The sequence below is a fragment of the Amphritea opalescens genome (assembly GCF_003957515.1).
In the GTDB taxonomy this organism is placed as follows: Bacteria; Pseudomonadota; Gammaproteobacteria; order Pseudomonadales; family Balneatricaceae; genus Amphritea; species Amphritea opalescens.
Genome location: NZ_RQXW01000001.1, coordinates 466,899 through 490,287, shown reverse-complemented (window position 1 = coordinate 490,287; position 23,389 = coordinate 466,899). Strand labels below are relative to the sequence as shown.

Below are 23,389 nucleotides of genomic sequence, written 5' to 3'. Positions count from 1 at the left end.
TCATAACAATAGTCAGCCTTAGGGTGGAGTGAGAAGCGTATGAAAGTTGCATTTATCGGTCTGGGAGTGATGGGCTATCCAATGGCGGGTCATCTGGCAAAAGCTGGACATGAGGTCACTGTTTATAACCGCACGGCAAGCAAAGCCGATCAATGGTGCCAAGAATACTCAGGTAAAAGCGCCGTCACCCCCGCCGAAGCGGCTCGGGATGCTGAGATTGTGTTTACCTGTGTGGGTAATGATGATGACTTGCGTCAGGTCGTTACCGGCTCACAAGGTGTGTTTAGCAGCATGGCCCAGGGGGCAACTTTAGTTGATCATACAACCGCCTCGGCTGAGATTGCTCGGGAGTTGGCGATCATCGCTGCCGAACAGGGGTTAACTTTTCTTGATGCCCCCGTTTCCGGTGGTCAGGCAGGCGCTGAAAACGGTGTGTTAAGCATCATGATCGGAGGCGAGCCAGCTGTATTTGAAAAGGTGATGCCGGTGATCGACTGCTATGCTAAATCAGCCAAACTATTAGGGCAGGCCGGTTGTGGTCAACTAGCTAAAATGGTCAATCAGATCTGTATTGCCGGATTAGTGCAAGGATTAGCCGAAGGGGTTCATTTTGCCAAACAAGCAGGGCTTGATGCCTCAGCGGTGTTTGATGTGATCCAGCACGGTGCTGCCGGTTCTTGGCAGATGACTAATCGCCACCAAACCATGATCGATGATCAGTTTGATTTTGGTTTTGCCGTCGATTGGATGCGTAAAGACCTCAAGATCACCCTCGATGAAGCCCGTAGCAATGGTGCTCAATTACCTGTCACTGCGCTGGTTGACCAGTTCTACGCAGAAGTTCAAAAACTGGGTGGTCAGCGCTGGGATACCTCTAGCTTAGTTAAGCGCTTAGAACAGTAAGCTAAGCGAGTTAACCGCTTAGGCTTGAGTGCTGAGCAGGGCCAGCTCCTGCTTGGCCCATTTGAGAGCCTGGGCATCTCGGTGAATAGATCTTTAGGCTATTGTGCCTGAGAAAAGATGCTCTATAATCGCGCCTAATAACTAAAAAATATATAACCACATACATTATCCGTCTTTAATAATGACGGTAACACATGAGGACAGTTCTATGGCCGATAAATACAGCATGATCTCTTTCATACCTAGCATGGCAATCGTTGCCGCGATGGTTGTTGGTTCTTTCGTAGGGATTTACTACCTGCGTAAGTGCATCGCTAAGGATGCTGCTAAAGCAACCGAACGCGCTAAGTAACTAAATGCGTTTTACAAAAAAGCAGCCAATGGCTGCTTTTTTATGGCCTAGATTAAGTCGCTAAGTGGTCGCACTTGATGTTTAGGATCGGCTGACCGGTCGTTAGCGTTTAAGATTCCAGCCATCCGGTACGATAAAGCCTCTATCTAATTCGTGCCACTGCTCATCGCTCGGGTCAAACTTTAGCCGAGCAATCAATTTTGGGGTAGTCGTATCATTGGTTCGTTCAATGAGTTCAGAACAAGATAGTGTTTCCTGAAAGCCGCATACTGCTAATGCTAGCCAGCGAGGCTTCATTAACATGACATACTGATATTGGGCCCCTAAAGACTCAACATCAGCGGCTCTGAGCCACCATCCCTTCAGATGATCGGGGCTAATTGGGGCAGGGGATTGATAATCTAACCAGTGAGCATAAGGGTAAAACAGATAGCCGCGTAACAGTAGCGAATGTTTTTCGGGCAGCAATCCTAGGGAGGTGGCTCTGTCTTTTCCGGCATCGGTGTGCGACAGGCGCATCTGATGGTCATTGAGTCGTTGCCATTTTTTGTCGAGCCGGTCCGATCGGTTAGGCCCAATAAAATCCTCTAAAACACAGTTGTCTGGGTCTTCAGCGGTGCAGAGGTAAAACTTAACCGCGGCCTCAAGATGGATATTAATGTCCTCTTGCAGCGCCATTAAAAAATCATATTCACCCACTGTTGCTTTGTCTCTAGAGACTTGAATATTACATTGAAGATCAGTAGGTTGGATAAATGTTTGAATATAGATTCTAATCAGATCTTCAAAGTAATAACCGAGTCGAAACTTGGCTTGTTGGCGGAGTGCGTTAATCAGAGGCAAAGGGTTTTCGTCGAGTTTGCTCAGCCGCTCAGCGATGGCGGTCTGATCAAATAACCAATCAGAAGATTGATCATCGGGAAGCTTCATTAACGAGGGGCTGTAGATTAACCAGTGAAGATCGCGGATGATCTCATGCTGATAGGCGGTAGGTGACGGCAGGGGTTCCGATCCAGAAATAGGATCAGGATGGCAACTTAAAGATAGGCTCATAGCTCAAATATTCACATTAATGTGAAAAGCTCATAAAGTAATAAGATATTATTAACTCTACTCCACTTTTTTCAGGATGTCTCATGGCAGCAAACAAACGCGCGGTTAATTTGAATACTCCAGCAACAGAGAAGGATCGTCATCCTTTGATGAGTGACTCTGATATCAACACCATTATGCTCAATGGCGCTATGATCTCACTCTCTAAGCTGAAGCGCGCCCAAAGCTTCAATGCGCGGCTTTATTACTATGCGGAGATCAGTGTTTATCTGGAAGTTAGCTTATCTCGCGGAGCTGGTATCTCAGACGCAACCCGTCAACAACTGGAAGAAATCCATCGGGAAGCCACTCATTATCATATGGATGCTAATAAGTTATTGAATCTTCTTGAGGAGTAGAAGGGCGCACAGTTAGAATAGCCGCATGAATGATACCCCTGACAAGGATTCCCTGACGGCGCTAGCTAAGCCGCCGGAACAGCACTGCGATGACGCTTTTGATAGTAAGGGGTTTCTCTCCCGCTTAACGCGACGACCCGGCATCTATCAGATGTTTAATCTCGCGGGCGAGATTCTCTATGTTGGTAAAGCCAAAAACCTTAAAAACCGCGTCAGTAGCTATTTTCGCCCAACGGGCCTAAATACTAAGACTCAGGCACTGGTCAGCCGGATTGCGGATATTCAGGTCACGGTCACCAACAGTGAAACGGAAGCGTTACTGCTCGAACAAAACCTGATCAAAACAAATCGTCCACCCTATAATATTTTATTACGTGACGATAAATCCTACCCATATATCTTTGTCTCCACCGAGCAGGAATACCCTGCCGTGCGTTTCCATCGGGGTGCTAAACGGCAAAAAGGCCGCTATTTTGGCCCCTTCCCCAGCAGCGGTGCGGTACGTGATAGTTTAGCCATTATGCAACGGGTGTTTCGTATTCGTCAGTGCGAAGAGAGCTTTTTTAAAAACCGCTCCCGTCCTTGCCTGCAATATCAGATTAAGCGGTGCAGTGCGCCCTGTGTGGGCATACCGACCCCCGAAGCCTATCAGACCGATATTCGACATGCGATGATGTTTTTGGAAGGCAAGAACAGCCGCATTATGGATGAATTAGCCTCTCAAATGGAGGACGCTTCCTCTACGCTCAATTTTGAAGAGGCGGCCATCTATCGCGATCAGATCTCTAGTCTGCAGCAGGTGCAAGAACAGCAGCATGTCAGTGGGCAGAGCGGTGATGCCGACGTGATCGGTTGTGCTCAGCAGTCCGGATCGGTCTGTATGCATATGCTATTTGTTCGCGGTGGACGTATTATCGGCAGCAAGGTATATCATCCTCGGTTTGGTATCGAAGAGACCACCGCAGAGTTGCTGTCTGCCTTTATCGCTCAGTGGTATCTGGCGGGAGGGCGGGAGATTCCACCGGTCTTGGTCACCTTAGAAGAGCCGGCTGACCGAGAAGTCTTAGAAGATGCATTAGGCGAGCGCAGCGGCCGCAAGGTGGCGCTGGTGAATCGCGTTCGTTCCGATAAGGCGGCGTGGCAAAAACTAGCACAAACCAATGCTGAGCAAAATTTACAGAGTCACCTCGCTAGCAAACAAAGTATCTATAATCGCTATCTAGCACTACAGGAAGCACTGCAGCTCGATGCGATTCCTCAGCGTATGGAGTGTTTTGATATCAGTCATAGCTCTGGTGAGGCCACTGTCGCGTCCTGTGTTGTTTTTGATCGTAACGGCCCGTTAAAATCAGACTATCGTCACTTTAATATCGAGGGTATTACCGGCGGCGATGACTATGCGGCGATGCATCAGGCGTTGACGCGCCGCTATACACGATTGAAAAAGGGTGAAGGTAAGCTGCCCGATATTTTGTGGATCGATGGCGGTAAAGGGCAGGTAACCCAGGCGGTTGAAGTGCTGGCTGAATTACAGATCGAAGAGGTCTTGATTGTTGGGGTTGCCAAGGGCAGTGACCGGAGGGCGGGGCTAGAAACCTTGATTATGGGCGATTCTGGTGTCGAAATAGCCCTGCGGGCTGACTCACCGGCCCTGCATCTGATACAGTATATTCGAGATGAATCGCACCGCTTTGCGATTACCGGTCACCGGGCACGGCGGGGCAAAGCTCGGCGTAAATCATCCCTTGAAGGGATTCCAGGTGTTGGCCCTAAGCGGCGACGGGAACTGCTGAAGCATTTTGGTAGTGTCCAATCTATTGAGACCGCAAGTATTGAAGAAATTGGAAAAGTCTCTACTATAAGCCGCAAAATTGCAGAAGATATCTATGCTTCGCTACACCATGATCCCTAATGATCGCGCTTTTACACTCTTACTCACGTTAAACAGGAAAGTTGAACATCAATGAAAATACCCAATATCCTGACATTGCTGCGCATTGTTCTGATTCCTGTATTTGTTTTAGTTTATTACCTACCTTACGCTTGGGGGCCGATGGCGGCTGCCTTAGTGTTTGCGTTCGCGGCGGTAACCGATTGGTTCGATGGTTATCTGGCCCGTAAACTTGATCAAAGCTCACCCTTTGGTGCTTTTTTAGACCCAGTCGCTGATAAGCTGATGGTGGCTACGGCACTGGTCTTGCTCGTTGATACCTATTCTGTTTTTTGGGTTACCGTACCGGCCATTGTGATCATTAGTCGGGAGATCGTTATTTCAGCCTTACGAGAGTGGATGGCTGAATTAGGTAAGCGAGCTAATATTGCCGTCTCTTATGTCGGCAAGCTGAAAACAACACTGCAAATGCTGTCGATCGTGATTATGCTTGGCTTTGCGCCTTATACGATGCTTGCATGGGTGGGAATCGGAGCGCTCTATTTGGCTTCGGTGCTAACCCTCTGGTCGATGTATATCTACCTTAAAGCAGCATGGCCAGACCTGGTAGAAGATATCTGATCAATCGTTATACAGATCTAACTTGTTCATCTGGTTACACTTTTTTACAGCGGAAAAGTTGTTGACATAGAAGGAGAGCTGTCTATAATACGCACCACTTCTTAGGAAGCACGCGGAATTAGCTCAGTTGGTAGAGCGGAACCTTGCCAAGGTTCAGGTCGTCGGTTCGAGCCCGATATTCCGCTCCATATTTACTCTAGGGTAAATATGGTTGGTAAGTAAATTACCTTAGGCGCGGTGGCAGAGTGGTCATGCAGCGGACTGCAACTCCGTGAACGCCGGTTCGATTCCGACCCGCGCCTCCATTTAAAGCATCAGTAAAACAGTCACTTATGTGGCTTTTTTTATGTCTGAATTTTGATTTCCGAATAAATCCGAATATCTTTTCCGAATATACAGTAGTCACTTATGCGTACCAACCACCGGTAATTTCCGTATCGATACGCACTACTTTCACCGATTCGTCCCCCTTAGTTCTCCGTGTAATTCGTCGCTTTACACTATATGCTCGATTGATTATGACAGCTCTCTGTTATATCGCTATCAGTCGCACTTGCGCCGATCGCCATAATTTAGTTTTTTCATACAACGCTGGAGTTGTCGATAAAACAGCCTAAAGCTGATGAAAAATGAGCAGTTTTCGTTATCTGTTGAATATTCAATTATTTTCCACCCAATATGGGGGAGTTGTATCAATATTTGGGGCAAAGTTAGTAGGTGGTCATCATCAATTTTGATAACATCAGCTGTATGAATAAAATTAATGCAAAATGAAGGATGCGGTTTAAACGCCTTTGTTTGCAAGTTTATTAACTCATTGTATTGCCTAGTGCTTCGCTTTTTTTTTGCCATAAGTAATCGTGATAGATAAATGGATTTATAGCAGCAGCTGAAAATGGGTTGCTGACGTTTTGTAAGCGACAGAATGATTAAAGTCGTTGGGCTACATCATTCGCCATTAGGATAATACAACATGCGAAAGATCTTATTAGGCGCAAAAGTTTTTGCTTTGCAAGAGAGCGCTTCACGAATCGCTATCTCCCATATTCAGCAATCATTGACCGCGCTAAAACCTGCCGATGATGTCGCTTTCGCCAAGGTGTGTGAACTTGTCGATATTGTAACGCCTCACGAAAAATCAGAACTCTTTTCCTCCCAGCTGTTAGAACAGATCGCCTCTAAAGAGCGAGTATCCTACGCGCCGGAGGTTCAAGCATTGATTGCAGAGCTCAAAGCGGCAGGTATCTCTTTTGAGTCGACTGTGTCAGACCTCTATATCAGCATTCGCAAAGGGCTTTATAAATCCGTTGTCGCCAGCCTTGCTGAGATGAAAGAGCTACTCACTAGCCAAATATTTGACCAAGACGAGGCGGTAGAGGCGGTTAGCGATGCTGTCATGAAGATGTCATGGGCAGAAAAAACTAACCGTCCTCGAGCTATCTTTTCATTTTTAGGACCGCCGGCAACCGGTAAAACCTATATGGCGGAAATCCTCAGCTTAGGGCTGCAGGGCTATAAAGTTAAGTCATTTGATATGACTCAGCTAAACTCTGAGAAAGAGGGGTTTGCGCTGGTCGGCCTGCGTAAAGGGTTTGAAAGCGCCGGGGAAGGTCAGCTGACCCAGTTTGTGAAGGATCACCCTAAGTCGATTATCATCTTCGATGAGATAGAAAAATCCCATACCCGCGTGCAGACATCTCTCTTGAGAATGCTGTCGGCGGGCTATCTAAAAGATGAATATAGTGGCGATGAGATAGATTTCAGAGAGACCATTATTGTTTTCACCTCTAATCTAGGCAGCAGCCTCTACAGTAATCGCACTTTTACGAGCCAAACAGCAAGTAGCCCGCATCAGGCACGGGAAACACTGCTTCAAGTGATTCGTAAAGAAACCAAGATAGAGAGCGGCAACACCGTTGCGGCGATCCCGCCTGAACTGCTGTCCCGTTTAGCGCAGGGTAGTGTTGTTCTATTTAAGAAACTGTCGCTTTCGGGTTTATCTAAGATTGCGACACAGTTATTGATTGATGATAGCCAGTCTTTTGAAAGCAAGCTTGGTCTAGCGGTACAGTTCAAACGTCTCGAAACCTTAGTGCCACTGCTGGTATTAAGGTTTGCACCAAACTTCGATACCCGCGAGATGAAGTCACGGATAGGGGATTTTGCATTTGACCCGATCACTGATTATTTGCTGCAACACCCCGATATTAATGTAGAGCGAGTTGTTATCTCGCTAAGCGAAAGCGCCGAGGCTTTTCTGGCTGAGTTAGATTTCATTCATCTGCCGAACCAACTGGCCACCAAGCATCAACGAGTATTCTTTGATTTTGAGATCAGTGAAACCGATGGTGTTTTGTTGTTGCAATATACCCAGGCGCGCATCGAAAAACTGGCCAAAGAAGATGACTTTACTGATGCCTCCGGTATCCAAGTTGACCTACCGGATGTTTCCTTTGAGCAGATAGCCGGTCATCACAAAATTAAAGCGCGCCTCAATGAGGTCATCCATCTACTCAAAGAGCGGGAATACCTGTCTCAGCAAGGAGTGCAGCCACCGAAAGGCATGTTGCTCTATGGTGTCCCCGGTACAGGTAAGACTTTGCTAGCCAAAGCCTTTGCGCATCAAGCAGATTTACCCTTCCTCTCCTGTTCGGGCAATGATCTGCTCAATGAAGACTTTATTCGTAAGCTATTTGCCCGAGCGCGAGAATACGCGCCCTCTGTTATTTTTATCGATGAGATCGATGCGTTACCGAAACGGGGCTCCGCTGGCCCTCATGCTGATGCGCTGGTCAACCGTATGCTCGTTGAGATCGATGGTTTTAGCGGTAATGAGGATGACGTGTTTATTATCGCCGCCACCAACCGCAAAGAGCTGATTGACTCAGCGATACTGCGCTCTGGCCGTATCGATTTACACTATGAAGTGCCGCAGCTAGATAAAGATGCCCGTAGCTGGTTTATCCGCAAAATGTTGGCCAAAGATATTTTCGATTCAAATATCGATATTGATCAGGTATTGCTATTAACCGCCGGTTTCAGCGGTGCAGATCTGCAAAAAGTCTCCCGTGAAACGATTCTGTTTGCTCTGCGTGAGGGGATTCAGAAGATCGATCAGCAATGCCTCTTAGAGCAGATCAATACGCTAAAATATGGTCAACCATTAAACTTAGAGAATAGCCGTCAGCACCTTAAAGAGACGGCTTATCACGAAGCGGCACATGCCGTCATTTCCCACATATTACTGCCAGAACGGCGTATTGAGCAGATTACTGTGGTGGCACGCGCGAACTTTCTCGGCATGGTTTCCTATGATAACGAGCAAAGTCACGATTACACCCGAGCGTTTCTGTTTAATATGTCTTGCGTGGCATTGGCGGGGCGAGAAGCTCAGTTCAAAAAGTTTAACGATCAAGGGCTAGACAGCGGCGCTGCTGGAGACCTAAAACAGGCGATGCACTATGCCTGGCTCGCTATCGGTTGCTGGGGAATGGATGAAAGTCTTTATAACCTTAATGTTGAAGCATTAAGGGGCTATACAGGCCATCCATCGTATCAAGATAAGGTAGATGAAAGAGTTTCATGCTGGATCGATGAGGCAACAGCCAACACCCGTGATCTGGTGTCACAGCACTGGCATAAAATCGAAGCCGTCGCTGAAGCAGTTTTAGATGAAGAAGTATTGGATCAGACAACATTCTGTAAGTTAATGGAGAGTTTTTAATGGCAATTACGTTAAGCAAGATTGAGCAGTATTTGGGTGAGTTAGATTTTAATTTTCAATCAAAAGACGAAACCACGCTGCTGACAGGCGCGAAAGACGAAAATGGCCAGGTCATGATTGTCATTCGCCTGATGGAAGATGGAGAGTTCTTGCAAATACGCACCGTACAGCACCTTGATGATCTAGTGAAAGACTCTACAGATGAGCATCGAGCGGCGCTACTCAACTGGATGCTCTATAAAAACTATCAGACCAAGCTGGGCGCATGGGAATACGACCCAAGTGATTATGACCACCACATCAGCATTGGTTTTCCGATAGAAGATGGTGATGTAACGCTGAAACAGTTCACCCGTATGCTGCAGACCATTGCCTCAAGCTGCGAACTGATTCCAGAGATGAAAGAGACCTTAGGTGTTGAGGTAGAGACCGACCCTAAAGAGCTTAAGCGCCAAGAGCTACTGGCTCAGCTGGCCGCGCTCGATGGTAATACTGGTATTTAATGAGTCATCATTTTTAACAAGGCCAAACCACTGTTTGGCCTTATTTTTATAGAGTGAAAGGGGATTGGTGTGGCGACGTCGTTTAAACAGCTGGAAGCGCTTCTCGATGATATTGGCTGGAAATATAAATCTAACCCCAATGACAGTGGCGGAGGGTATATCTATTCAGGATTTCCCACCAAGGTATATAAAGATAAGGATGGTGATCACTACGCTACCGTCCTGTTTTCTGTACAGGAGAACGGTGAGTTAATTAAGTTTATTGTTCCTAAGCTTTATAACTGTGTCGACCGGAATAATCGTAAGGCCTTTTTTGAAGTCGCTATTCGAAAATCCTTCGAGAAAAAACTCTGCTTTTATGATTATGACCACCGGGATGGCGAGATCCGAATGATTGTAGACTTCCCACTGGAAGACGCCTCCTTGACCAAGCAGCAGGTTATTCGCGTGGTTAAGGCCTTGATCACTTTAATCGATACCAATGATCAAGATGTCAGGGCTGCCGTCGAAGAGGGCCGTTTGCCACTTCTGGATTACAAGTCTGATTTAAGCCATGAAATATCCAAAATGAATTCCGACCAGCAACTAGAGCTATTGGTTGAGATTAAGCGGCGCAATCAGGGGATAAAATAAAGATGTCTCGTTCACCTAGAAAAAATCGTGAGTTTCGTGATTTTAAATTAGGGATCATTTTCCTCCTATTTATCTCGCTGATTCTGTTTGCGGTGACGTTATGGTGGGTCCGTCCTGCCGATATGTTGGCGTTACTGAGCTTTGATCAATGGTCCACCGTCGCCGACTCCCTTAACCTGATCATTGGCTTGCCCATCGCCTTTGCGGGGGCCTATGTGGCCATTGCAATCGCTTCTCGTACGGCGGATATTTCGGCGCGTCAGCAGTCGCAAGAGCTGCATACCTATTACGAAGGTTTGCACGAACAGTTGATTGATAACTACTACGCTATTACTCAGTCGGCCAACAGCCTAGTCTCGGCTTCGAACCGCTTTGAAGAGGGGTTTTATTCCTTCCTTAAACGTGAAACAGCGGCTAAATACTCTGTTATCAACTTCATTGATGATCAACATAAAGCGAGCTACATCCAAGAGATTTTAGCCACCAATAAGAACGGAATTACCGATGTGTTGGAAGGGCTTCATACTGATATAAAGCAGCATATTCAACAGCTTGTCGATGCTATTGATTTAGCTTTCAAGTATTCATCGGTTAATGAATCATGGAATATTTCAGTACAAGCGCCGGGTAAGAAAACACTCCTACTAGACGCCTATAAACAGGGTTATTTTAAAGGTCAGTTTATCGGTGCGGGAAGCTCCGAAAGCTGGTTGAGTGATGCCAAAAACGCCATTATGGAGCGGCTTGATCTCCAAGAAGTCAGCAACTCCTTGACCGGCTCGAATGATAAAGTACATCCATTATTACCCTTCTGTTTTTATATTTCTGAGCTCAATGAGTTAAAAGAGAGTGCTGGATCTGATCTTGGTCGCTGGAGCCCAGAAGTATTATTGGCGGGTTACTTTTTGATGACCCATACGACAGCTAACCAATCGGGTGAGCGTCTGTATTTCAATACGGGCGCGCTTTTTTTGGTGGACTTGATCGATAATCTACCAAGCTCGCAGCACATTAAATTTGCCTTTTCCCAGCGTTATGCCGAAACAGAACAGATTCTTTATGGCGCTGCTGAGGCGGCTAAGCAGGATGATCTTTATAAGGCGGCGCAGGACTCATACGAAAGCCTTGGCGATGACAGCAAGAAACTCTTTTCGATGTTATCGAAGAATATTCAGCTATCTCATTATTCGCCTCGTATTCGTAGCACCCGCAAAACCCTCGAAGCGATTCTGGCAACCTATGGCTCAGAAGAGGAGGTGCCTCTATTGGGGATCAAGTATGAGTTATTAAATACCGCCTCTGAAGATGAGCGCTACGATAACGCCAAAGTGTAGTCATCTAATATTTCCGACGGGGCTTGGCTGAGCTTGACTGAGTTAAGCGTCCCCTTGAGGATTGGGCTATTCGAGGATAGCGCTTATCCTCGCAAGCCGCTGTTGTCGCGGCCACTGGGGTGCCTCGCTGTTGCTACTCGAAAATCACAGCGCAAGCTACACGCAGACTCGGCTAAACCTGTTTCGATTCAGCGGCTTGCAAGAGGGCAGTTAACGTCTTAGCCGATAAGCACATTTTGCCTTGCGATTTGGCGGTTATGATCCGTCGTAAAAATATTGGCAGATAGGGCTTGCATTTCATCTTTAGATTCGGATAATAGCCCTCAAGTTGTTGAGCTGAAAGGGATTTGAAGCAAGCCTCAACTTAGACAGAGTCAGTTAAATTACAGCTGAGTCTTTATGTTTTGCCCGGATGATGGAATCGGTAGACATAGGAGACTTAAAATCTCCCGACTGAAAGGTCGTGCCGGTTCAAGTCCGGCTCCGGGCACCATTTTATGATTAGCCAATCAGTCATGATTGTAGCAACAACAAGTGAAGCGGAATTAGCTCAGTTGGTAGAGCGGAACCTTGCCAAGGTTCAGGTCGTCGGTTCGAGCCCGATATTCCGCTCCAACTTCACTTTCAATATGTTCTTAGTTTTCCTTCCTGTTAAAGCCAAATCCTCCAGCTTCAATATATTTAAACTGTGTGATTAATCGCGAAAAATTTCGAGCGTAGTATCTAGCATTCGGTTTGAAAAACCCCACTCATTGTCATACCAAGCAAATACTTTCACCAATCCATCCATCACATGGGTCTGATTACTATCAAATATAGATGATGCTGAATGGTGATTGAAATCCACCGATACCAGCGGTAACTCATTATATTCCAATATGTTTTTCAAACTGCCTTGTGATGCTTCTCGCATTAATTGATTAATTTCATCGACCGAGGTTTTGCGACCAGGCCTAAAGCATAGATCTACGAGTGATACGTTAGCGGTGGGTACGCGCACAGCAAGCCCTGTCAGCTTTCCTTTAAGCTCAGGCATGACAATGCCAACCGCTTCGGCAGCGCCTGTTCGAGTCGGTATCATCGATAAACCCGCGGCGCGCGCACGATAGATATCATTGCTATACACGTCGAGCAGGTGCTGATCGTTGGTATAGGCATGAATCGTAGTCATAATGCCTTCAGTGATGCCGATATTATCGTTTAATATTTTAGCGACAGGGGCTAGGCAGTTCGTTGTGCAGGAAGCGTTAGATATGACTCTGTGCTCAGGTTTGAGAATGCTATGGTTGACGCCGTAGACAATGGTGGCGTCGGCATTTTTAGCTGGGGCTGAGACTAAAACCCGTTTAGCGCCCTGATCTAAGTGAACCGCGGCGGCTTCGCGACTGGTGAAGTGTCCGGTGCACTCATAAACAATATCAATATCTAGCTCGGCCCACGGTAGGGCATGAGGGTCTGATTCACTAATAACCTTAATGGCATCCCCATCCACCGTCATTTGATTGTCTTCAGCGCTGATAGGAAAATTGAAATGACCATGCACGCTATCGAACTCAGTTAGATGCGCATTAACCTTGCTGTCACCGAGATCGTTGATAGCAACAATTTTGATCTGGTTGCTTTTACCCGATTCGTAAAGGGCGCGAAGAATATTTCGGCCGATACGTCCATAACCATTAATCGCGACTCTGATAGGCATGTGGTGCTCCTTGTATGACATGACTTTAGTTTCAGCATAAATCGATAATGGGATAAAGCAAAGCGAGACAGCATTAAACTGTGCGACATCTTCACCATTTTGAGTGAGCTAATGGGTTAATATAGCCCTGACGATGGATTTAACTGGTCGATCAGTTATCGGTAATATAAGATCAATACCTAATATGTATTCTGTATTTTTAATATCACTCTGGCCTAACAATGACGCAGACAACACCGCCCAAAACCTATGAGAAAGTATTTGAGATCGCCGATAACCTACTGGCTGACGGGCGCAGGCCTACACAGCAGATGGTACGCAATGAATTAGGCTCGGGCAGCCTGACCACTATTAACAAAGCGTTGAATGACTGGTGGCAGGGGCTAGGTAAAAGGCTATTGGCGCAAAATGCTCGGCCTGAAATACCTGAGCCGGTATTTAACAGTGCCAACACATTGTGGCAGCAGGCGCTCGCCTATGCGGAACATCAGTTATCCGAGCAGAGGCAGCAATTAGAACAGCACTACCTTGAGCTAGAAACATCACTAGAAGGGCAAAATACCACTCATCGAGATGATCTGCGTCGCCTGCAGGACCTATCTGACAAACTAATGGCTGAAAATCAGCAAAACCTTGCGTATATTGCAGAGCTACAAAAAAAACAGCTAGCGCAAGACGAAAGAGAGATGCGGCTTGAGGCGGATAATCGTGATCTTCGACGCCAAATCAAAGAGTATGAGATTACCCTAGAGCAGCTGGAACGTGGTGGTAGTGGTAATCGCCAGCAAGAATTACTGGAGTATCAACATAAAAATCAGTACCTTGAAGGAGAGACTTCACGGCTAGAAAAACATCTGCAAACACTGCAAGATGAAAATCGTCAGCTTAGAGAGTCTCTATTTGATGTTGAGCGCAGCAGTATTAAAGAGAAACATCAGCTTCAGCAGGTTATTAGCCAGCAAGATTTACGCTATCAAGAGCTGGAGCAGCGCGCCACCTCAAGTCATCTGGAACCACTGCTTGAAGCCCGGTTAAACGAAAAAGAGAGTGAGATAGAACGGCTTCACTCTCTGCTAGAAAACTTTAAATTTAAGTCATAATTTATTGAATTATAGGGATTATGGATACATACCTAGATAAAGGTTCCGCCTACGGAGAGATTCTGGCGGGGATAAAAAGTTGCGATCCCGATGGCTCTGTATGCTGCACGGATGAGGCTGTTTTCAACCTTGGCAAAGTCGTTTTGGTCAAAGAAAAGTTGGCGGGCATTACGCTGCAACTGGTCGATGAGCAGGGTTATGCGATCCGTCAGGTAACCAGTAAAAAGCCATCTGACGATCAACCCAGCGATCGACACCTCAGCACTCGCCAAGCCGCGGTTATTCGGGCTCTGGAGAAGGTGCTCATGCATTGTAGGAAGGAGGGCATTAAACTGGTTGGCTACAGCGATGAATTGGTTGCCATGCCGGTCGTGGTGAGTTCTGACGATGTTTCACCTGCCGTTGCATTGGATATCGATACCCACGGTGTCTATCGTGGCGCCGACAGTATGATCGAAAACGACAACGGTTGATCTGACATCTACATTCCGGTGGTTAGATCGGTATAATCACTACACATAATTATCAAATGAATTCAGGCTATACATGAGCACTATCAAAGTTTTACTGGTTGATGATCATCCTGTCGTTAGAGCAGGGTTTCAGCGTCTATTGGATAATGATAGTAGAATTGATATTGTCGCCGAGGCGAGCAGCGGCCAAGAAGCGGTCGAGAAATACCTCTCCGTTCGGCCGGATGTGGTCATTATGGACCTATCGATGCCGGCCGATAGTTCTACCAACGGTGGCGCACAGGCTTATGGTGGGCTTGAAGCTATCCGTGTTATTCGGGCAAAAGACCCTGATGCCCGTGTCCTCGTATTAACGGTCATGGAAAGTGAGCCGTTTCCTGCCCACGTGGTTCAAGCCGGAGCCTCAGGTTACCTTACTAAGCGTTGTGCGCCTGACGAGCTTCTCAAGGCCGTGCTTATGGTGTCAGAAGGGCACACCTACTATGCAGAAAGCATTCGAGAACTGATTACACCGGGCGGTGGTGATTCTGGTTCACCGTTCGCCAAGCTAACCAAGCGTGAGTTTCAGGTGTTTTCTTGCTTGGCTCAGGGGCAGCCCGCCGCTCAGGTGGCCGAAGATATGTTTCTTAGCCCTAAAACCGTACATGCCCATCGGGCTAACATTCTGCGCAAATTGGGTATCAATAACAATTCTGAGCTTGTACATCTGGCGATTCGTCATAAGATTGTAGAGGCCTGAATAATTCCATTTCGGGTCGCGGATTCAAGGCGCCTTTAAGGGGCTGTTCTTGTTATTCACGCATGCTTATGTGAGGCCCAATCTATGTATAACCAGGACCAGTCTGAGCTGATTCTCGAAGCGGATTTTATCTGGCGCGAGATAAGCGTTGGCGATGAGATCTACCTTGATGCGGATTTTTATAGCAACGATCAGCGATTACTTTGTCGCGGCGCACCTTATCAAGTACTCGCCAAAACCGACAAAACGTGCGGCGCTCAAGAGCTCATTGTTCAGTCATACCAAACCCAAGAATTAGTTGCCGTTTCACCTTATTTAGTCTGCAGCTATGAATGCTCAGCACAGCCAATTCTCATCTCATAAGTAGCGCGATACAGGTGTCGATTGATAGGCTCTAAGCCTGAACCTAACGCGCTAAACTCGAGCCAATCACGGCGCTAATCACACAGAGCAAACAATAGAGCAGGCCATCAGTATGGGCTGTTTTTTTTCGCCTGAATTTTATAAATGATCGGCAATTAGATGAGCATAGTATTAGCGTGCGTACAGCGCCTGGCGGCTATGATTACCGTCAAAACTAACGAATTTTTCACGTAGCGCACGCATAATAACTGACGTTTTGTTAAATACGGAGTAAGCCATAGCTAGCGCTTAAGCCCAATAAAAAGGGCTATTCTTATAAATATACGACTTCGTATAATGTATATTATGTTAAATAGAATAATAATAGTAATGGATCTCGCTGCTGAGGAGTTTAATGATATCGGTAGGTCTTCTATTTAACGTAACCCAAGTTATGTGTAGTGCTAGTGATTGAGATGAAGCTAAGAATAGGCACCACTACACTCTCGATATCGAACACTTGAAACAGGCTCAACTGCTATGAAGCGGAACTGTAAAGACTTTTAGAAACGCATCGATCTATTCTCGCAAATTACCCTTGTAAGGCTCTCGTAAGGAGAGTCGCGCTAATTCTTTTTTTGTGGGTAATGTGTCGCTACAGGCACGTAGCGCACGCTACTTTTTTGCCTAGTTTCACACCCTGTTTTGATCCCTTTATCTGGCATGGCTTATTAGCTTTCCAGCATCGACACTTATCCCTATCGACACTTATCCCTATCGACACTTATCCCTATCGACACTTAAACAATATGGACGCATCTTACGCAGCGAACGACCCGACTAATTCTTAATGCTTATTCTGAATGGTTAGATTCAGAGCTGAGAGCAAGAAGATTATTTCATCGGCAGAAATGAGATATCGGGATAAGCAGCGCTGCATTTTTCATCTGCCTATTTAATGCTTACCTAATGTCTACCTAATTAAGCTATCCAAGCTAATCTGATTCAGTTCATCAGCGACATAAAGCCAGCAACGACACAATAATTCCAACGGCTCACTTAATGGAGAATGATGTAACCGAGTCATCTAATGGACAGGCCGTCATCTGTTATCAGAGAATGCGCGTGAGACTTGAATCGATCGAGCCACAGACTCCAACGAATCTGTTTTCACGTAGCGCACGATATGAACGACAATTGTTCTTGCGAAGATTGGGTGATCAACTCAACATTCACTAGGATACTATTCACTGATTAATTTAAGCCATGTGGTCAGCGTTGTTTGAACACAGACTTTGCATTGTCCGAGCCGGTTTAGGTGGATTAGATGGATCTAGCATAAACATCTGTAAACGAAATGTGAGCGCCAAAATAGAGCTGTTTTTATCCTTATACTGTACTTCCAGTAGTAGACACTACTGGTAATTAGAGGCATCTATTATATAATAAACGCCTCTATCGTTAATTAAGGTTCAACCTCAATGTCCAATAAAGCATTTGCCGGTGTGCCGCTGTTCGACTCAGCTAAGCACTTCAATCAGATTCCACGAAATGTGTTATTTCCTGATCAGGCTCCGGCGGTTGAATCCTTTGTACTCGGTATTGATGTCGATGGCGCACTCGATGACTATCGCTACACAAAAGCATTTCTCACCAGCTACAGTAAAAAAAGTCAGGACACCTACGATAAGTTTCGCGGCGATGCTGAACGTTTATTGCTGTGGTCCTGGTTAATTAAAGGGAAATCGGTATCGACATTACGCAGAAGTGATCTTGAGGAATACACCGACTTTGTCGCTAAGCCCGATCCGCAATGGCAGACCGCGACCGTTGAGCGAAGGTTTGTAACCAACGCCGGTGTCCGTCAGCCTAATCAAAACTGGCGACCATTTCGCTTAGCCGGTGCGGGTAAAGGCCGACTCAACACCAAGTCATGGCAAGGATTGTTTTCTAACCTCAGTGTCTTCTTTAACTATCTAATGGCCGAAGATTACGCCCCAGGCAATCAGATTCCAATTGTGAAGAAAAACTGTCCCTACCTGCGACAAGAAACAGGCATTAATACCGCCCGGCGCTTATCCGAGCTGCAGTGGGAGTATCTACTCAATGCGGCTACTTCGATGGCTGATGCAGATCCATTGCACGAACGAACACTGTTTGTCGTCGCTACCTTAAAATCTCTTAAGTTACGCATCTCTGAGCTATCAGAAAGACCGAACTGGTTGCCGGTCATGTCCCACTTCCATCGTGACCATGAGGGTAATTGGTGGTTTCGCACCTATGGTAAAGGGTCTAAAGAGCGTGATGTATCCATTTCTAATGAATATCTCGCCTTTCTGCGCCGCTATCGTTCACATCGGGGGTTAACTCCCCTTCCCTCTAAGGACTCATCCGAACCGCTGATTGAATCGCGCGTTAAGCATCGAGGCATTGGTAGTCGTCAGTTACGTAATATTGTCGAATGGGCCTTACATGAAGGTTGTCACGCGCTTCTTCAAGACGGTTTTGATGTCGAGGCTTCAGAACTGCAGGCCGCCACGACCCACTGGTTACGACATACTGGGGCATCGATGGAGGTAGCCGCTGGCCGAAACTTAGCCCATGTACAAGCAGATCTCGGCCACGGCAGTATCAGAACAACCGATGAATTATATGTAGATTCGGATAACATGGAGCGTGCATCCAGTGCCAAGGGTCAGGTGGTGTAGTCAAGAACCGCTTAATTCTTAGGATAGGATTGATCATCGACGTAAAAAGTATCGCCCTAGTACCACCACAGCACTGCTCATTAACACTAACGAAGCTCCATAGAAGAACGATTCAAATGTGGCAAACCAGTCAGCGTAGCAATGGCCTGATGCACGAAAGTCTGGAGTGCACAAGTCACGCTAAACCCATAAAAACATATGATCAATATTGCTGCTATGAATACTTCTGCGACGAGTAAGCTGCATCCGAATAAGCACCATTTTTCACCTGTGAAATCACCCTTTCTGCATTGGCCCTAGCGGCGGCTTTTCGCGGTTATTTATCCATCTCATTCAATGGACAGGTACTCATCGTAAACTTGATGTTCGGTTGTGGGCCTGGCTGAGCTAGGCTTAACAAGCTTGGTTCATTACGCACAAATTTAGCTTCGCAGTGATGGTCATAGAACACGCTCAGCGATAATAGATCGATGCTTTCCAATGTCATCGCGACAGATGGGTGCTCGCGAACGAAATCCACCATCGTATCCAAATCTCTTAGATTAACCGCCGATGGAGCTAATGCAGAATATACAGAGGCGCTCCAGCCTAATAAAACAACGATAGATGACCTTTTAATCATCTTCATATTGCGCATTCCTTTGGGTTAGCTACTACCTATTTCAGCATCATAGCCCGCTTACAGGTTTGTATTGAAGTACCGCACGGAGTTTGTTCAACACCAACACCCGAAATCTCTACTCGGTAGTAACAACCAGTTTTGTTTTACTCTCTGGCAAATCATCACTGCTGACATCCAGGTAGAACTTATTGCCATATATCAACCAGGTTTCACCCGGGTTATTTGCCGTTAAATAACAAACTTCACCGTCTGCGGAGATTAGGCTTCCCTTTTCCTGACAGTTGACACTGGCAACTTCCGGGGACACTGAAGCAACACCAGGATAGAAGCCCCACCAACCGGGAAAGCCATTGCTAATCGATAATATTTCTTTGGTTTCACCCACGACTAAATAAATAGCAGAGGTATCGTTTTTGGTTTCAACTAATGACTCATAACTTGCCGTACTGCCCGCGCAAGCCTGCAGCAATACACTCATGACAACTAAAGCAATGATCTTAACCTGCATGATTTAAACCCCGTAAATTATTTTAATCAGTAAAACACTCGATTCAGTGCCTTAAAGCTAGCAGCCCATAGGTATGGTCATGTTGATAATGGCAACCACATTCCTCTGTGGCAACCGTTTGGCGCTGGGTAATAGCTCAATACTGTCGAGCACATAAAGGCCGAGTGATACGATGTATTACTTTTTAGATGCGCTCATGATTCTCTTCAGTACAACGCTAAAAGACGATCTTGCCCCACTCAATGAGCCGCTAGTATTCAGTGGCGTTCAACAAGTCAGGATTGCATGAATAATTCAACGCTGGTGCTGCGACAACCATAAAACTTTCAACGCTTAAGCCTGCATCGACCGTAAAGGTTTCATCTTGCTTTTGATCACGGAGTAAATGAACCTATAGCGCTAAAATAATGCCTAAGCCAGTGTTCCAGGGGTGGAATATCTATTAGAAGTCTCTTATAAGCCAATGATTAAAAAAAATATTCTTTAAAACTCTTTTTTAGAAACCTTCAATTTAAAAGCTATGCGTGATGTCATCAGAGAGCAGCTCTTCTGTTGGATATCTGCATATCGGCCACAGGCTAGACTCTATTCGGCCAATGCTACAGTCGACTGGATGTACTAGAGAGCCGTGTTAAGTCACACATTTGAGGCACGTAAAACATAAAAATAGGAATTTGTCCTAGAGACAGTATTACCTTTTGATTCTAATATAGCGCACATGTTCAGGGCAATCAGGGATTTGATTGCAGAGCTCAGCAGAGTAGCCAGGGGGATTGCAGGAAGCAACGGTTACAAGGAAAAGGATTGCTGAAAGAGGAAGCTAGGTATGGACACTACCACTTCCTTGTTTTTACCTCTTTATATCTCACCTATTTTTTACCGTCTTTTTTCACACTACTTTTTTATCGAGATTTCACGTAAATTAGACGACCTTAGTCATTCATTTATTCGCCTTTTTTATATCCCTATTGTTAGAATCACCCTCAATGACTGATCGTACTTATTGCTTACCTGCGTTGGGTCATCCCTATTTTGATGCTTCTCGAGACAAAGGCTAAGCTGGCTAAATAATGATATGAGTCGGGCGACCTGACGATAGCCTAGTCGCCCCTGCTCTATTGAGTGATTTTGAACAAATTCTTGATATGGTTGATCATCGGTCCAATCACCGATTTTAGTTTGGGTGTATTCGACCCACTAAACTCGATTGGTCGGCTGACCTTCATCGCCGCTATACCGATACGCGCCGTATAGATACCCGCACCGACCCCCTGACCTATGCGAGTGCTGGTCATCGTGGTTAAAGACGCGGCCCCAAATTCACTCATTAACTGATCCACCATAATATCGGTAGCGCCAACGAAGATTAACTGATGAATGACCTGCTTTAACAGCTTATAGCGGTTTGGTAATGAGGGGCGAATACCATAGACCTGCGCCACTTCGTCGATCATTTTCAAACTGCGCCATAGGGACAGCAGCATATCAAGGGAGGCCCAAGGACTCACGGCGACGGCCGCGCCAGTTTGCAAACTAAAGGATGAAACACGGCGCAATGCTTCTTGATCTAATGGCTGAATAAAGACGCGTTCGATATGCTCAATGACTTCCCGATCATTACTATAGTCGGGTAGTTGATCGACACAGCGTTGATAAAAAATAGCTTGCGGCTTATCCGCGTAGAACGTCTGTAACTTCTTGATAAATTGTTGAGCATCGCCAAAATCATTAGCTGCTGCTAAACGCTCGGCATCCCGCTGTATCTCATCCAGCGCTTCAAGGTTTTCACGATCCCCTAGGTAGCGCCATAGTAATCGTACGCCCATCCCGCCAACGAGGCTGATGAGTAACACAAACGCACTGGCAACGCTCCAATGAATGGCCAATGCGCTCTGAAAGACATCATAAATATCCCAACCGATAATCACAGCGACTAATACCGCTAACAGCTTGAAAAAATTCTTCAACCCTTTGATCGGTAATGTTTCCAGCTGGATGCCTGAATATTCAGATACCCGCGGTAGCCGCTCGCCGGCGGTGATGGTTTCAGGCGCCGCAGATAAACGTTCTTCGTTATCGGGAATAAAGGTTTTTGCCTGTCGTGACTCATCCGCCCCTGTTTCTACTGGGCTGTCATCCACGCTAAATTGATGGCCAGCTTTACGTGGGGCAAGCTCATCACCTTGGTCTGTTTTGTTACTCATAGACATTTATCTCCGATCAGAGCATTGAGTACGGTATCGAGGCGGATATGTGGAATGGCATCATCATTTTGATAGGAGATCCCTTTCGGCGGATTGAGTGGTGGTATTGTCCAGTCTAAAAAGGGAGCCCATTCATCACCTTCGGGTATACGATTGGGAATCTTCGGATGAATATAGCCGATCGCTTCACCATCAACACCAAAGCCGCTAATGCCTAATTGGTTTTCATGCTTCACTTCTTTACTGGAGCGTACGGCCGCAGTGGCTTCGCAAATGGGCTGTATGCCTTCATGTTGAGCATTGCGGTAAGCCTGCTTAACAATGACCGAAAGTAACTGACGCACCGCTTCATGATCTTCCGATAACACCTGATCAATTTTGGTGGCGGCAAAGACCACTTTATCGATTTTCGGGCTAAACAACTGAAATAATCGGTTGCGGCTACCATAGGCAAAACTATCGGTAATATTCGCTAGCGCTTGGCGCATATCATCAATGTACTCAGGCCCCGCGTTGAGCGCATTAACCACATCAACCAGCACTAGTTGCCGATCAATACGGCTGAAAAACGCTTTATAAAAGGGCTCGACCAGTTCTTTAATATAACGCTGATAGCGCCGCTCGCAGATTTTATAGTAGCTGTTATTGGCCGCCGCTTTGAGCTGCCCTTCTGTATAGCTACCGCACTTTAATAACGGCATAAAACATAAAACATCCGGGTCTTTTAGCTGCCCTGGCATCAGGAAACGGCCCGGCTGGATCATGCTCAGACTTTTACTGTTGTATTTGCAGGCCTTTAAAAAAGCGATATAACGTTGATTGAACCTATTAAGCGTTTCTTCATCGGCCTCGGCTAGAGGGTCTAATTGTTGTAAATCCTGTAGTAACTCACCCAATAATTCAGCCCGAGGCGACTGGGTATACTGTGCGTTACACTGGGCACACCAGCGGGAATAACTCATATCCCGTAACGGCAGGTCTAGTAACCATTCGCCGGGGTAATCGCGAATTTCTAAATAGAGTGAAAACTGCTTGCGACTAAAAGGGTTAAACTTAGCACCGCTATTGGCCAGTCTTAGCTCGAGCAAACAGCCGCTGACGTCAGCGGTGGATGCCGGCCAATGAGGCTCCGCTCCACACAAACCTTGGTAAGCCTCCTCGTAGGGAAACTGAGGTAATTCGGGAGCATCCAGTGGATGAATTTTGACCCCTAATAAGCGGTCGGTCAGAACCGGCGAGAATCCCGCTAAACTAGCCGTATCATGTTGCATCAGCTGATTGATAAGGCTGGTAATAAAGGTCGATTTACCACTCTGACTCAAGCCCGTGATACCGAGACAGAAGCGCTGATCTCGCAGTTTATCGAATTGTGCCGTAGCGCTGCTAATACCCTCATCGGCTAAGTCGATAACGGTTTTTAATGGCTTTTTGAAAACGCTGGAAACTAATCCGTCAGAGTCTTTCATTCGATCCTTAATGTTTTGCTGAGGGCCTATTGGCACCTGTTTCATCATGTTCTGCAAGCTGAGGCGCCGTTTCAATAACCCGGAAAAACAGCTGTTGCGAGTGACGTTGGCTGCAC

At 46.3% G+C, this 23,389-nt stretch carries 20 protein-coding genes and 4 tRNA genes; 18 read left to right on the top strand and 6 right to left on the bottom strand.

The features are described from left to right. Positions 1–39 precede the first annotated feature (39 nt). Entirely contained in the window at positions 40–903 is an 864-nt protein-coding gene (locus tag EH243_RS02125) for an NAD(P)-dependent oxidoreductase (RefSeq protein WP_126156976.1), read from the top strand. A 208-nt stretch (positions 904–1,111) separates the two neighbouring features. Beyond that, the gene (locus tag EH243_RS18510) at positions 1,112–1,255 is read left to right on the top strand and encodes a hypothetical protein (protein ID WP_164549021.1); all 144 of its coding nucleotides are present in this window, start codon (positions 1,112–1,114) and stop codon (positions 1,253–1,255) included. Between the two features lie 102 nt (positions 1,256–1,357). On the opposite strand, the gene EH243_RS02120 is transcribed toward EH243_RS18510, so the two are convergent. Beyond that, positions 1,358–2,308 carry a DUF1853 family protein gene (locus EH243_RS02120; protein WP_126156975.1) on the bottom strand — a complete coding sequence of 317 codons (951 nt, stop codon included), beginning with the start codon at positions 2,306–2,308 and terminating at the stop codon, positions 1,358–1,360. 83 nt (positions 2,309–2,391) lie between these two features. On the opposite strand from EH243_RS02120, the gene EH243_RS02115 reads away from it, so the two are divergent. The 11 genes from EH243_RS02115 to EH243_RS02065 all read left to right on the top strand — a co-directional run bounded on the left by EH243_RS02115 (position 2,392) and on the right by EH243_RS02065 (position 12,027). Beyond that, positions 2,392–2,706, top strand: coding sequence for an excinuclease ABC subunit C (locus tag EH243_RS02115; protein WP_126156974.1), 315 nt, complete (start codon positions 2,392–2,394; stop codon positions 2,704–2,706). Between the two features lie 25 nt (positions 2,707–2,731). Next, a complete protein-coding gene (uvrC, locus tag EH243_RS02110; protein WP_126156973.1) occupies positions 2,732–4,618 on the top strand; it encodes an excinuclease ABC subunit UvrC in 1,887 nt (628 codons plus the stop codon). A gap of 51 nt (positions 4,619–4,669) precedes the next feature. Beyond that, positions 4,670–5,218 carry a CDP-diacylglycerol--glycerol-3-phosphate 3-phosphatidyltransferase gene (pgsA, locus tag EH243_RS02105; RefSeq protein WP_126156972.1) on the top strand — a complete coding sequence of 183 codons (549 nt, stop codon included), beginning with the start codon at positions 4,670–4,672 and terminating at the stop codon, positions 5,216–5,218. Positions 5,219–5,330: 112 nt separating this feature from the next. Further along, positions 5,331–5,406: transfer RNA gene (locus tag EH243_RS02100), tRNA-Gly, on the top strand. Between the two features lie 43 nt (positions 5,407–5,449). Next, a tRNA-Cys gene (locus EH243_RS02095) sits at positions 5,450–5,523 on the top strand. Positions 5,524–6,191: 668 nt separating this feature from the next. Then, the gene (locus tag EH243_RS02090) at positions 6,192–8,942 is read left to right on the top strand and encodes an AAA family ATPase (protein WP_126156971.1); all 2,751 of its coding nucleotides are present in this window, start codon (positions 6,192–6,194) and stop codon (positions 8,940–8,942) included. Next, positions 8,942–9,445, top strand: coding sequence for a type III secretion system chaperone family protein (locus EH243_RS02085; RefSeq protein WP_126156970.1), 504 nt, complete (start codon positions 8,942–8,944; stop codon positions 9,443–9,445). Before EH243_RS02090 ends, EH243_RS02085 begins: the two co-directional genes overlap by 1 nt. A gap of 69 nt (positions 9,446–9,514) precedes the next feature. Further along, positions 9,515–10,078: a hypothetical protein gene (locus tag EH243_RS02080; RefSeq protein WP_126156969.1), complete on the top strand. Its 564-nt coding sequence runs from the start codon at positions 9,515–9,517 to the stop codon at positions 10,076–10,078. Positions 10,079–10,080: 2 nt separating this feature from the next. Further along, positions 10,081–11,412 (top strand): hypothetical protein, encoded by a 1,332-nt coding sequence (locus EH243_RS02075; protein WP_126156968.1) that lies wholly within the window; start codon positions 10,081–10,083, stop codon positions 11,410–11,412. Between the two features lie 406 nt (positions 11,413–11,818). Continuing rightward, positions 11,819–11,905 (top strand) — tRNA-Leu (locus EH243_RS02070). 46 nt (positions 11,906–11,951) lie between these two features. After that, positions 11,952–12,027, top strand: a tRNA-Gly gene (locus EH243_RS02065). A gap of 79 nt (positions 12,028–12,106) precedes the next feature. Here the strand turns inward: EH243_RS02065 and gap are convergent. After that, entirely contained in the window at positions 12,107–13,111 is a 1,005-nt protein-coding gene (gene gap, locus EH243_RS02060) for a type I glyceraldehyde-3-phosphate dehydrogenase (RefSeq protein ID WP_126156967.1), read from the bottom strand. Between the two features lie 221 nt (positions 13,112–13,332). Between gap and EH243_RS02055 the strand changes: the two genes are divergently transcribed. The 5 genes from EH243_RS02055 to EH243_RS02035 all read left to right on the top strand — a co-directional run bounded on the left by EH243_RS02055 (position 13,333) and on the right by EH243_RS02035 (position 18,473). Beyond that, positions 13,333–14,211: a DNA-binding protein gene (locus tag EH243_RS02055; protein WP_126156966.1), complete on the top strand. Its 879-nt coding sequence runs from the start codon at positions 13,333–13,335 to the stop codon at positions 14,209–14,211. Between the two features lie 20 nt (positions 14,212–14,231). Next, entirely contained in the window at positions 14,232–14,684 is a 453-nt protein-coding gene (locus EH243_RS02050) for a response regulator (RefSeq protein ID WP_126156965.1), read from the top strand. A gap of 73 nt (positions 14,685–14,757) precedes the next feature. After that, the gene (locus tag EH243_RS02045) at positions 14,758–15,423 is read left to right on the top strand and encodes a response regulator (protein ID WP_126156964.1); all 666 of its coding nucleotides are present in this window, start codon (positions 14,758–14,760) and stop codon (positions 15,421–15,423) included. Between the two features lie 84 nt (positions 15,424–15,507). Beyond that, entirely contained in the window at positions 15,508–15,786 is a 279-nt protein-coding gene (locus EH243_RS02040) for a hypothetical protein (protein ID WP_126156963.1), read from the top strand. Positions 15,787–17,246: 1,460 nt separating this feature from the next. Next, entirely contained in the window at positions 17,247–18,473 is a 1,227-nt protein-coding gene (locus tag EH243_RS02035; RefSeq protein ID WP_126156962.1) for a tyrosine-type recombinase/integrase, read from the top strand. A 316-nt stretch (positions 18,474–18,789) separates the two neighbouring features. On the opposite strand, the gene EH243_RS02030 is transcribed toward EH243_RS02035, so the two are convergent. From EH243_RS02030 to EH243_RS02015, 4 genes are all read right to left on the bottom strand, one after another. Then, positions 18,790–19,101 (bottom strand): ssr3402 family protein, encoded by a 312-nt coding sequence (locus tag EH243_RS02030; RefSeq protein ID WP_126156961.1) that lies wholly within the window; start codon positions 19,099–19,101, stop codon positions 18,790–18,792. A gap of 109 nt (positions 19,102–19,210) precedes the next feature. Continuing rightward, positions 19,211–19,603, bottom strand: coding sequence for a hypothetical protein (locus EH243_RS02025; protein WP_206441465.1), 393 nt, complete (start codon positions 19,601–19,603; stop codon positions 19,211–19,213). Between the two features lie 1,115 nt (positions 19,604–20,718). After that, positions 20,719–21,807, bottom strand: coding sequence for a TIGR01620 family protein (locus EH243_RS02020; protein WP_126156959.1), 1,089 nt, complete (start codon positions 21,805–21,807; stop codon positions 20,719–20,721). Continuing rightward, positions 21,804–23,273 (bottom strand): YcjX family GTP-binding protein, encoded by a 1,470-nt coding sequence (locus tag EH243_RS02015; protein WP_126156958.1) that lies wholly within the window; start codon positions 23,271–23,273, stop codon positions 21,804–21,806. Before EH243_RS02015 ends, EH243_RS02020 begins: the two co-directional genes overlap by 4 nt. Between the last annotated feature and the right edge of the window lie 116 nt (positions 23,274–23,389).

What these genes read in the sequence shown, in the direction of transcription:
- EH243_RS02085 (WP_126156970.1), top strand. Translation starts at nt 8,942, where the DNA reads ATGGCAATTACGTTAAGCAAGATTGAGCAGTATTTGGGTGAGTTAGAT.
- EH243_RS02020 (WP_126156959.1), bottom strand. Translation starts at nt 21,807, where the DNA reads ATGAGTAACAAAACAGACCAAGGTGATGAGCTTGCCCCACGTAAAGCT.
- EH243_RS02055 (WP_126156966.1), top strand. Translation starts at nt 13,333, where the DNA reads ATGACGCAGACAACACCGCCCAAAACCTATGAGAAAGTATTTGAGATC.
- EH243_RS02115 (WP_126156974.1), top strand. Translation starts at nt 2,392, where the DNA reads ATGGCAGCAAACAAACGCGCGGTTAATTTGAATACTCCAGCAACAGAG.
- EH243_RS02045 (WP_126156964.1), top strand. Translation starts at nt 14,758, where the DNA reads ATGAGCACTATCAAAGTTTTACTGGTTGATGATCATCCTGTCGTTAGA.
- pgsA (WP_126156972.1), top strand. Translation starts at nt 4,670, where the DNA reads ATGAAAATACCCAATATCCTGACATTGCTGCGCATTGTTCTGATTCCT.
- EH243_RS02050 (WP_126156965.1), top strand. Translation starts at nt 14,232, where the DNA reads ATGGATACATACCTAGATAAAGGTTCCGCCTACGGAGAGATTCTGGCG.
- EH243_RS02015 (WP_126156958.1), bottom strand. Translation starts at nt 23,273, where the DNA reads ATGAAAGACTCTGACGGATTAGTTTCCAGCGTTTTCAAAAAGCCATTA.
- EH243_RS02075 (WP_126156968.1), top strand. Translation starts at nt 10,081, where the DNA reads ATGTCTCGTTCACCTAGAAAAAATCGTGAGTTTCGTGATTTTAAATTA.
- EH243_RS02090 (WP_126156971.1), top strand. Translation starts at nt 6,192, where the DNA reads ATGCGAAAGATCTTATTAGGCGCAAAAGTTTTTGCTTTGCAAGAGAGC.
- EH243_RS02120 (WP_126156975.1), bottom strand. Translation starts at nt 2,308, where the DNA reads ATGAGCCTATCTTTAAGTTGCCATCCTGATCCTATTTCTGGATCGGAA.
- EH243_RS02035 (WP_126156962.1), top strand. Translation starts at nt 17,247, where the DNA reads ATGTCCAATAAAGCATTTGCCGGTGTGCCGCTGTTCGACTCAGCTAAG.
- uvrC (WP_126156973.1), top strand. Translation starts at nt 2,732, where the DNA reads ATGAATGATACCCCTGACAAGGATTCCCTGACGGCGCTAGCTAAGCCG.
- gap (WP_126156967.1), bottom strand. Translation starts at nt 13,111, where the DNA reads ATGCCTATCAGAGTCGCGATTAATGGTTATGGACGTATCGGCCGAAAT.
- EH243_RS02030 (WP_126156961.1), bottom strand. Translation starts at nt 19,101, where the DNA reads ATGAAGATGATTAAAAGGTCATCTATCGTTGTTTTATTAGGCTGGAGC.
- EH243_RS18510 (WP_164549021.1), top strand. Translation starts at nt 1,112, where the DNA reads ATGGCCGATAAATACAGCATGATCTCTTTCATACCTAGCATGGCAATC.
- EH243_RS02040 (WP_126156963.1), top strand. Translation starts at nt 15,508, where the DNA reads ATGTATAACCAGGACCAGTCTGAGCTGATTCTCGAAGCGGATTTTATC.
- EH243_RS02025 (WP_206441465.1), bottom strand. Translation starts at nt 19,603, where the DNA reads ATGCAGGTTAAGATCATTGCTTTAGTTGTCATGAGTGTATTGCTGCAG.
- EH243_RS02125 (WP_126156976.1), top strand. Translation starts at nt 40, where the DNA reads ATGAAAGTTGCATTTATCGGTCTGGGAGTGATGGGCTATCCAATGGCG.